Here is a 5,090-nt window from a genome sequence, read left to right as displayed (position 1 = left end):
TTGTGCCCCCTATGGCGGCACATTCGCGGCCTGGACCCAAGAAGAAAGGAGTGAAACCCCTGAAACTACAGGGGTTTCACTCCTTACAACTTGTGTCCGAGGGGGGACTTGAACCAGATCGATTCCACGCTCAGAATGGCCGATTTCGGCGTGCTGAGCGTGAAATCTGGTTCCGTTGGGTCCCGTTACTCACTGTTGCACCGTGCGATGTGCCCCCTGGGGGTGCACCGATCTTGAAGTTGTAGCGGCCATCGTAACCCCGAGATCGGGGCACCAGCGCTGGCGGCATTGGCCGATTGCGGTTCCACCAGACTGAGTAGAGGGTTCAGCAAGCCCGCAATGTCCGCGAGTGCGAGCTGGCGGAAATGTTGAGCATGAAGGCGTGAGGAGTGCTCCGAAACAGCGGGGTCCATCGCCGAGAACTTGACGATGACGGTGTCGCTCTCCGGATCGACCCCAATGATCTGGCCGTGGATTCCCGCCGCGTGGAGCGAGCTCCGCGCGTCGTCTGTGACCCACCTCTGGTTGCGATACGTTCCCGCAGGATGGATGGCCTGAAAAGAGACTGCCAACCGCAGCCTCGGGTCTACCGCCAGTCCTTGTTGCTTCGATCCAGGCCTGCGGAACGATCTGTTTGTCTCCGCGACGGCCGCCGTCGAGCACGAGCCTTCCCGCTCGGGCCAGATCTCGAGCCGTGCAGGCAATCCCGCCGTTGGCGAAAGCGAACCCGCTGGCGTCCACGGTGACCAACGCATCGTGTTCAGAACCCAAACGCGCCCAGAGGTGAGTAGACGCGATCTCTGGGTAGCGCCGACCAGTCCAGATCTCGGCCAACCACGCGAGGACGTCGGTGGCCGCAGAACAGTACTGGAACCTATCGCCGTGCGTTCCCGAGGACCGGAGGTCAGCTAAGAACTTGTAGGTGTCAGCAGGGTCGCCCGGACGCGGACTCCTCCACCCGGCCACACGGTCCTGCTGGTCGACGTCACTATCATGGTGGTGGTGGTGGTGGTGGTGGAACGCGATGGTGCTTCCGATCTGAATGGGAGCAAGGAACTCTCACCGCTTGGTGGAGAGTAACGCGATGACGCTGTCGTCCAGCTCGCCTGTTCGCGCCCACATCAGGCCATGAGCGAAGGGCAGGTCGACCAGCCGGTATGCGAACCGAGTTCCGAACTCCGTCGACCGCGCGAACCCCTCGCTGGTGTGGACCGGAAAATGATCCCCTGTGACATTGGCGACGTGTCCCACGTCAGCTTCGGTCGCGGTCGCTGTCCCGGACGCGCTCGCCCATGACGCAACTGCGCTCGTGGGGTGATCTCGGACGTTGTCAGGCTGGGCGATGCCGCCGAGCGCGCCAGTTCTCGGCTCACCAACGGTAGAAGCCTTGGCCGGCCTTGCGCCCCAGTTGTCCGTCGGCCACTTTCTGACGAAGGATGGCCGGCGGATCGAAACGATCTCCGACTTCGCGAGCCAGGTGTTCTGCGATGGCAAGCCGGACGTCGAGTCCGACGATGTCAGTGGTCTTCAACGGGCCGGTGGGGTGCTTGTATCCCAAGGTCATCGCGGTGTCGATGTCTTCTGCGCTGGCCACTCCTTCTTCCAGCATGCGCATCGCTTCGAGGGCGATGGCCACTCCCAGCCGGGAGGATGCGAACCCTGGCGAGTCGGTCACGGTGATCGCTGTCTTGCCGAGGCCTTCGACCCAGCGGGCGGCCTCGGTGGCCAGCTCCGGGGACGTCTTGGACCCGACGACGATCTCGACCAGGTCGCTGGCCGGCACGGGGTTGAAGAAGTGCAGCCCGATGAACTGGTCCGGGCGGCGCAGGCTCGAAGCAATGACGTCGACCGACAGCGAGCTCGTGTTGGTCGCGAGCACCGCGTTCTGGGCGACTCGTTCGACGCTGGCAAGGATGTCCTGCTTGAGCGTGACCACCTCAGGCACCGCTTCGATGATCAGGGCGCACTCCGACAGCGCCTCGGCTGACGAGGCCACGGTGAGGCGACTTCGGGCAGCGTCGAGTTCGTCGTTGAGCTTCCCGCGCTCGGCCGCCTTCGCAAGGCTCGCAAAGACACGGTCAGCGGCGGCATCTGCTGCGGTCTGATTTGCTTCGACGACGGTCACGTTGGCGCCGGCCACGACGAACGCGTGCGCGATACCCGCACCCATTCGTCCGCCGCCGAATACGCCGATGTTCCTGGGGATGCTCATTGGGACTCCGTTCACAGGTTCGTGTTCTCGAGGACGACGGCGAGACCTTGCCCGACGCCGATGCAGATGGCAGCTACGCCCCATCGCTGCTTCTCGGCGATCAGGCGGTGGGCAAGAGTGCCAAGCACCCGCCCGCCCGACGCGCCGAGAGGGTGGCCGATGGCGATGGCACCGCCCCAAGCGTTGACGATGGTCGGGTCGATCTTCCATTCGTCGATACACGCCAAGGACTGGACGGCGAACGCCTCGTTGAGCTCGACCGCTCCGACGTCCGACCAGCCGATGTCGGCTCTGGCGAGTGCGCGGTTGGCGGCTTCGACCGGGGCAATTCCGAACTGTTGCGGCGCCAGAGCGGCAGCTCCGCGGCCGGCAACTCGGGCGAGGGGCGATCTGCCGATCTGGTCCGCAGCCTCCTCGGTGGCCAGCAAGACAGCCGAAGCACCATCATTGAGCGGCGAGGCGTTACCTGCGGTGATCGTTCCGTTAGGGCGAAATGATGGTTTCAGCGCCGCGAGCTTCTCTGCCGTCGAGCCGGGCCTGATCCCTTCGTCTCGGTTCACGTCCACTCCGGGAAGTGGAATGACCAGGTCGTCGTACCGACCGTTCTCCCATGCCTCGTGAGCACGCTGGTGCGACAGGGCCGCGAACTCGTCCTGCCGCTCTCGTGAGATGCCGTACATGTCGGCAAGCTGCTCGTTGCACTCTCCGAGTGAGGCCGTCCACTCCGCCGGCATCCGCTCGTTGACCAGGCGCCAACCCAGGGTGGTCGAGACAGCCGCCAGGTTGGCGGCGGGGAAAGCCCGAGCTGGCTTGGGAAGCACCCACGGAGCGCGAGTCATCGACTCGACGCCCCCCGCGATCACGACGTCTGCGTCACCGGTCTCGATACTTCTGGAGGCCATCATTGCTGCGTCCAGGGAGGATCCGCAGAGCCTATTCACGGTCGTTCCGGGGATGGTGACCGGAAGACCCGCGAGGAGCGTCGCCATGCGCGCCACGTTCCGGTTCTCCTCGCCTGCACCGTTGGCGTTGCCGAGAATAATCTCGCCGATCGACTCGGTGGCGAAGGACGGGACCTTACCCAGCAAACCTTGAAGGGCTGCCGCCGCGAGGTCGTCCGGCCGTTCGGACGCCAGAGCTCCACCAAACCGTCCGAAGGGGGTGCGGACTGCGGTGTAGATGAATGCGCTGCTGGTGCTGGTCACGACGCTGTTCCAGTCACGACGACGACTTTGCCCTTGACTCTGCCGTCCTTGACGTACTGGAGCGCATCGCCCGCCTTCTCCAGAGGAAAGGTGGTGTCGACAGTAGATGCGAGCTGCCCTGCCTCGACCATGTCGAACACCTCACGCATGGTCGACCGCATCAGGGCAGGGTTCCGGTCACGGTAGTCACTGCTCTGCAGACCAAGCACTGCGATGTTCTTGACCAGCAGGTGACCCGGCTTGATCGGGTTCTGACCGCCAGCAGCGAAACCGACGATGACGATGCGGCCTTCCCAGGCTGTCGCCCGAATGATCTGGGTCAGAAAGTCTCCGCCCAGCATGTCGAGGACGACATCGACGCCGTTGCCGTCGGTGACCTCGAGCAGGTCGTCGCGCAATGTGTCTGCGGTCGATGTGAGCACCACGTCGGCGCCCTGCTGTCGGGCGACCTCTCCCTTCGCCTCGTCCTGCGCCAGAGCGATGACTCGCGCACCGCTGGCTTTGGCGATCTGGACTCCAGCGGACCCGACTCCCCCACCTGCTCCAGTGATCAACACGTTCTCACCGGGCTGCAGCTGTCCGCGGCGCAAGAGGCCGAAGTGTGCGGTGGACGCGACCAGGCCGAGCGCGGCTGCGTCGACGTAGCCGATGCTGTCAGGCAAGTCGATGACGAGATCCTCGGGAACGACGATCTGCTCGGCGTACGCGCCGAACTCGACAAGCACCAGGACTCGTTGTCCGACGGTCACACGCTCGACCCCGGTGCCGACGGCCAAGACTCGACCTGCCGCCTCCTTGCCTGGACTGAACGGTCGCTCGGGCATGTTCTGATAGGTCCCCTCAACGACGAGGATGTCCGGGTAGTTGATGCTGACGGCAGCGACCTCAATGACAACTTCGCCCGCGTCGGCCAACAGGTCGTCAACCTCCTGGATGACCAGGCTGGACGGTGGGCCGAAATTTTTGACAAGTGCAGCGCGCATCGTGACTCCTTGATGGTGGTGGGTTCAGACCCAGGGGTTTGGCGGAAGGTCAGCCAAGGACGGATAGGGGGCGACTTCGTCCGGCCGACGAAGTCCCGATGACAGGGGGCTGGGGAGCGTGGCGAAGGAACGTTGGTCGCCTCGCGGTTCGGTCACGTGGGCCGGACCATCGGTCACGACCAGTCCAGCTGCGACGGCTTCGTCCCAGCTCGAGACCACCACCGCGCAGACGTCCTCACCATCGAGAACATCACGCCAGTGGCCGGACGGATGCTCGACGATCACCTCTCGCAGAGCGGCGATGACAGCTGTCTCCTGGCCTTCGTCCGAGTGATACTTCGGGTCGAGTCCGACGATCTCGACCAGTCGGGTCCAGAACTTCTGCTCCAGTGCGGCACACGCAATGTGGCGGCCATCGGACGTCGCGTAGATCTGGTACCGCGGGCTACCACCGGTCAGCAGCTCCGCGCCTGCCTTCGGCCACCCACCACCTGCCTGATGCGTCGCGAAGTAGCCGTACGACAGGACTTGGAGGTTGTGCGCCATGGAGACCTGGATGTGCTCTCCCTGTCCCGTTCGTTCCGCCTTGCGCAGACCCAGCAGAATGTTGACGACGGCGGGGTAGGTGCCGGCCGCGATGTCAGCGATGACTGAGACCGGCAGGCTCGGCGATTCGCTGGAGTCGAGAAC

At 64.3% G+C, this 5,090-nt stretch carries 5 protein-coding genes; all 5 read right to left on the bottom strand.

What is annotated here, in order from left to right:
• Positions 1–189: 189 nt before the first annotated feature.
• Entirely contained in the window at positions 190–966 is a 777-nt protein-coding gene (locus H7290_RS21440; protein WP_366927660.1) for a serine hydrolase, read from the bottom strand.
• 403 nt (positions 967–1,369) lie between these two features.
• On the bottom strand, positions 1,370–2,212 hold the full coding sequence (locus tag H7290_RS20265; protein ID WP_290515826.1) for a 3-hydroxyacyl-CoA dehydrogenase family protein: 843 nt from the start codon (positions 2,210–2,212) through the stop codon (positions 1,370–1,372).
• A gap of 11 nt (positions 2,213–2,223) precedes the next feature.
• On the bottom strand, positions 2,224–3,417 hold the full coding sequence (locus tag H7290_RS20260; RefSeq protein WP_290515825.1) for a thiolase family protein: 1,194 nt from the start codon (positions 3,415–3,417) through the stop codon (positions 2,224–2,226).
• Positions 3,414–4,400 (bottom strand): NADPH:quinone oxidoreductase family protein, encoded by a 987-nt coding sequence (locus H7290_RS20255; RefSeq protein ID WP_290515824.1) that lies wholly within the window; start codon positions 4,398–4,400, stop codon positions 3,414–3,416. The genes H7290_RS20260 and H7290_RS20255 overlap by 4 nt, the downstream gene beginning before the upstream one ends.
• Before the next feature lie 24 nt (positions 4,401–4,424).
• A partial coding sequence (locus tag H7290_RS20250) for a CoA transferase (RefSeq protein WP_290515823.1) occupies positions 4,425–5,090 on the bottom strand: 666 nt, incomplete at its 5' end.

The sequence above is a fragment of the Aeromicrobium sp. genome (assembly GCF_014378035.1).
In the GTDB taxonomy this organism is placed as follows: domain Bacteria; phylum Actinomycetota; class Actinomycetes; order Propionibacteriales; family Nocardioidaceae; genus Aeromicrobium.
Note: the sequence above shows the minus strand (reverse complement) of the source record. Positions and strands in the feature narration are given on the sequence as shown.

What these genes read in the sequence shown, in the direction of transcription:
- H7290_RS20255 (WP_290515824.1), bottom strand. Translation starts at nt 4,400, where the DNA reads ATGCGCGCTGCACTTGTCAAAAATTTCGGCCCACCGTCCAGCCTGGTC.
- H7290_RS20265 (WP_290515826.1), bottom strand. Translation starts at nt 2,212, where the DNA reads ATGAGCATCCCCAGGAACATCGGCGTATTCGGCGGCGGACGAATGGGT.